The following is a 4,128-nucleotide window of genomic DNA, read 5'->3' as shown; positions in this document are numbered from 1 at the left end:
TCCCGATAATGCCCACGCACAAGGTCAGAAGCGCACAACTGGTGAGGCCTGCGATGAGCTTTGCGCGGATAGACAACCGACGAGGATCGAACATGGTGTTCCAGTCTGGAAGAGAACAGGACGCTGGCCGGAGATGGCGCTGGACGGGCGCATACCGTGGTCTTCGAGTCTTTCGCGGAAGTTTCAACTTGGCATGAAAATGCCGTTACATGGAAACGCAGGGGCGGTTTCTACAAATGCATCTTCCCTAATTACGTTTACCCGCCTCGGCGTCGATCAGCAGAGTGACCATGTGAACGAGATCGGCAGCAACGACATCGCTGCTCGCCCCCGGACCATTGCCCTGCGCTCCATCGATCAGATACATGATTCCACGGGCCATGCGCGAGGCGTCTGCAACACCAGCGTCCTCAAGAAGCCTTTCGATATGACGGAGACCGACCTGACGATGCCGCCTGATAACTACCCAGGCCGGGTGATCTGACGCCTGGAGTTCAGCGGCGACATTGACGAAGGGACAACCTCGGCTCGTCGCCGACGGTAGGCGTGTTGCCATGAAGCGCGTCCAACCCAGTATTTGCGCGAAGGGGTCATTGGTGTGGGTATCCGCCAACCACCTCCAGCGCTCTTCGCTCTTGGCCGCGACTGCGGAAAGCCAGCTCGCGACCAGATCATCTCGGCCCTCGTAATGACGATAGAGGGCCATCTTCGTCGTCCCCGCGGAGGCAACAATTTCATCCAGCGTCGCGGAATTGATGGATTGCCGGGCAAAGATGTCGCCGGCGGCGGCCAGTATTCGTTCTTTCGGAGAAGGCATGGGTCCAAGCATAGACGATACTATTGAGTATCGCCACGATACTCAATAGTATCGCTTCACCGCGACGCCGTCGCCTTGCTTCTGGAGCACGCGTGACATCCGATCTACGAGCCACCTACCCGTTGCTGACCGCCTACGCGCGCGGAACCTTCGCCACGCCGAATCGAATCGTCATGTCGCCCATGACACGAGGGCGCACGGACAACCCAGCCCGAGTTCCTTCATCCCTGGAAGCCGAGTATTACGCGCAGCGCGTGTCGGCGGGCCTGATCGTTACCGGTGGCACCTACGTCAGCGATCAGGCAGTAGGTGGGATTCGCGTCCCTGGGATTTTCACCAACGAGCAGGTCGACGGTTGGCGCGAGGTCGTCGACGCAGTGCATGCCCAAGGCGGCAGAATCTTCCTGCAACTGGCTCATTCCGGATCCATCTCCCATCCGGACCTTCTTGGCGGCGCACTCCCGGTGGCGCCCTCGGCCGTCGACCCAGTCCAACAGGCGTTCACCCCCGACGGCTTCAAGAAAACACTCACACCCCGTGCGCTGACCCGTTCCGATATCCGTACGCTGGTTGACGACTTCGCCCAGGCGGGACGCCGAGCTATGCAAGTGGGGTTCGACGGGGTGGAGTTGCACGCAGCCAATATCTATTTGCTACCTCAGTTTCTGAGTTCGCTGTTTAACCATCGGGACGACGACTATGGCGGCAGCCCTGCTAACCGCTCCCGGCTCATCTTAGAGATCATGCAGGCGCTTGCATCGACTTGGTCCGGTGATCGGATCGGTATCAAGCTGAGTCCCGGCCTGCATAACGTGGGATTGATACGGGCGAACGAGGACACGTTGCCGACGTACAACTATCTAATCGAGCAACTCGATCGACTCGGGCTGGCATACCTGCATCTCATGCGACCGATGACGGACGTGTCCGCTACTCCCGCCGCGATCCTGCAAGCATCAACGTACGACCATTTCCGGACGCTCTATCGCGGTACGTTGATAGCGAATGGCGGCTTTGACATCGCCTCTGCCAACGCGTTGATTGCTTCAGGAACCGTAGACCTCGTTTCCTTCGGCAGACACTTCATCGCAAATCCGGACCTGCCCGCGCGGGTAGCCGCAAATGAGATGCTCGCCCCTAGCGATTCCACAACGTATTACCAGGGCGGCGCGGAGGGATACACCACGTATCAGCCACTCGCCTCGGATCCGAATGGCCGGAACCTATCCGGCGAATCGGCTTAAAGCTCCGTTCGCAACTGTCGAAAGTATCCATGAGGAACGTGGCTACCGGCTTCCGCTGATCGGGCTGATCTCTCCACGCTTGCAGTGCCAGCCTCATCGCGCCGGTGGACACCATCGATCAAGACGTTCTGCGAACGCCTGCAAGCATTACGCGGCCATCTGGACCTGCTGATCAACAATGCGGCGGTCATGACACCACCTAAACGCCTGACCACTGCTGACGGTTTTGAGTTGCAGTTCGGCACGAACTACCTCGGCCACTTCGCCTTGACGGCATACCTGCTGCCACTGCTGCGCAAGAGCGACCAGCCACGCGTTGTCACGCTCTCGAGCGTGGCCGCAAGAAGCGGCACCATCGACTTCGACGATCTGCAGTCCGAACGAAGATATAAGCCTATGACAGCGTATGGTCAGTCGAAACTGGCCTGCCTGATGTTCGCCCAGGAACTGCAACGACGCAGTGACGCAGGGGCATTTCACGCACCGACCTATTGCCCAATGGCGCCGGAGCCTGGAGCGCTCCGGGCATCGCCCGGCGCTTCCTATGGTTCCTGTTTCAGCCAGCATCGCAAGGGGCGCTACCGACGCTCTTTGCCGGCACATCGCCTCACGCTCAGGGCGGCGCCTACTACGGCCCAGACCAAATCGGCGAAACACGTGGCTATCCATCGTTGGCAAAAATTCCCTCGCCGGCAGGGGATGCGAACGATGCGACGAGGCTGTGGATCGCTTCGGAGGCATTGACCGGCGCGACCTTTCCCCTGGACGATAACCAGAGGGTCGATCCAATCGATCCCCGTCATCCGCCCCATCCGCACATAGATCCCACGGATCACAACGCATAAGTACGTAGTTAATGCCGCCTGCGGCTGGCTCACCTCGCCTGTGGTCGTCACGTCATCGTCCACATGAACGGTCATGCTGCGTCGGACCTCGACAGGAAGACAAACAATGGCTGAGCCAGATGCGCGGTATGCGGTTGTCATCGAGTCGTACCACCGCCTGGCAGAAGGGGTCGCCGACTGCCTGCGACAGCGGGGCTACATCGTCGGCATTGCAAGCACACACGCGGGTGGGGCCGCCTGGGCCGCCAGTCGCGACCGGGTCGACTTCCTCGTCGCCTCGGCGCCTGCTCTCGGAGAAAACCCGGAAGGCACCTATCTGGCTGAGGCGCGTGCCGGCAATCCCGCCATCGCTATCCTGGTCATGACGTCAGACGCAGACGCAGATACGGGGCAGGTGCCGCGCGATGCCGTTCCGATCCAAAAGCCCTTCAGCTTTCTTGAGCTTGCCGATGCCATCAACCGGGCGACGGCTTCGGTAGCGCAGATGCCTTCCACCTTGGCGGTCGTCGACGAAACGCCTGATTGACTGCCGAAGCTCTGGATGGACGAACACCACGACGCCCTCCCAGATCTGAGCAGCACCCCGGTTTCGACGTCAATCACCCACCCTGCTCCCAACACATCCTGGCATGCGCCTGCGCCGAGCACTGCACCCCCATATGCATCAACGCCCCGATCGCTTCCAGCCCGTGCGCCACACGCTGACAGTCCACGGTATCGGATTCGTGGATGAAGTCGGCCAGTAACCGCGTCAGGCTACGTGCGTACTGAAGCCATTCGGTGGCTTCGTTCATCAGGTCGTGCGCCGTGGCTTCCGGATCGATGTGGTAGTGGAATCCGGGATGGCTGCTTTGCCCTTTTGCTGTGGTCATGACGAACTCCTTGMMTGCCGCCCTGCCCGCCTCATCCAGGTGCGGCACGCTACGCATCGCGCARCGTGCCGCGGATCAMACGGATKCGCGGGTTCATCGGCTGCCCGTGTCCGGGCGYCGTGCGGCTTGATTGACGAAGTGTGTTGCGGRGRCAGCCGCGYCYGTTCTCAGGTCACACGGCGACGTGCCGTGTTGCTCGGCCAAGAAAAAACTCAGGGAAACGGCTGGCGCCGCGGTTCTTCAACCGTGTCTGCGGGGAAGGCAGAGCGCCCGGTGACCGATGGGGGTGTCGCCGGGGGGATCCGACGGGCGAGCTCGTACCGTATGATCGGTGGTAGCCACTGATCTAC

The 4,128-nt window shown here is 60.7% G+C and carries 5 protein-coding genes; 3 read left to right on the top strand and 2 right to left on the bottom strand.

All coding sequences use genetic code 11. The annotated features are described in order from the left end of the window. Positions 1-247: 247 nt before the first annotated feature. Positions 248-817 (bottom strand): TetR/AcrR family transcriptional regulator, encoded by a 570-nt coding sequence (locus AC1DSN_RS19250; RefSeq protein ID WP_477332273.1) that lies wholly within the window; start codon positions 815-817, stop codon positions 248-250. Positions 818-909: 92 nt separating this feature from the next. On the opposite strand from AC1DSN_RS19250, the gene AC1DSN_RS19245 reads away from it, so the two are divergent. The 3 genes from AC1DSN_RS19245 to AC1DSN_RS19235 all read left to right on the top strand — a co-directional run bounded on the left by AC1DSN_RS19245 (position 910) and on the right by AC1DSN_RS19235 (position 3,432). Beyond that, a complete protein-coding gene (locus AC1DSN_RS19245; RefSeq protein WP_477297130.1) occupies positions 910-2,061 on the top strand; it encodes an alkene reductase in 1,152 nt (383 codons plus the stop codon). Positions 2,062-2,145: 84 nt separating this feature from the next. Then, complete coding sequence (locus AC1DSN_RS19240; RefSeq protein WP_477332271.1) at positions 2,146-2,805, top strand: SDR family NAD(P)-dependent oxidoreductase; 660 nt, start codon at positions 2,146-2,148, stop codon at positions 2,803-2,805. A gap of 174 nt (positions 2,806-2,979) precedes the next feature. After that, positions 2,980-3,432 carry a response regulator gene (locus AC1DSN_RS19235; protein WP_477332269.1) on the top strand — a complete coding sequence of 151 codons (453 nt, stop codon included), beginning with the start codon at positions 2,980-2,982 and terminating at the stop codon, positions 3,430-3,432. Positions 3,433-3,505: 73 nt separating this feature from the next. Here AC1DSN_RS19235 and AC1DSN_RS19230 read toward each other — a convergent pair whose 3' ends face one another. After that, positions 3,506-3,778 carry a hypothetical protein gene (locus tag AC1DSN_RS19230; RefSeq protein ID WP_477298695.1) on the bottom strand — a complete coding sequence of 91 codons (273 nt, stop codon included), beginning with the start codon at positions 3,776-3,778 and terminating at the stop codon, positions 3,506-3,508. Between the last annotated feature and the right edge of the window lie 350 nt (positions 3,779-4,128).

The organism is Luteibacter sp. P4_D7_3, assembly GCF_056401735.1.
This window is presented reverse-complemented; position numbering and strand designations above follow the sequence as displayed.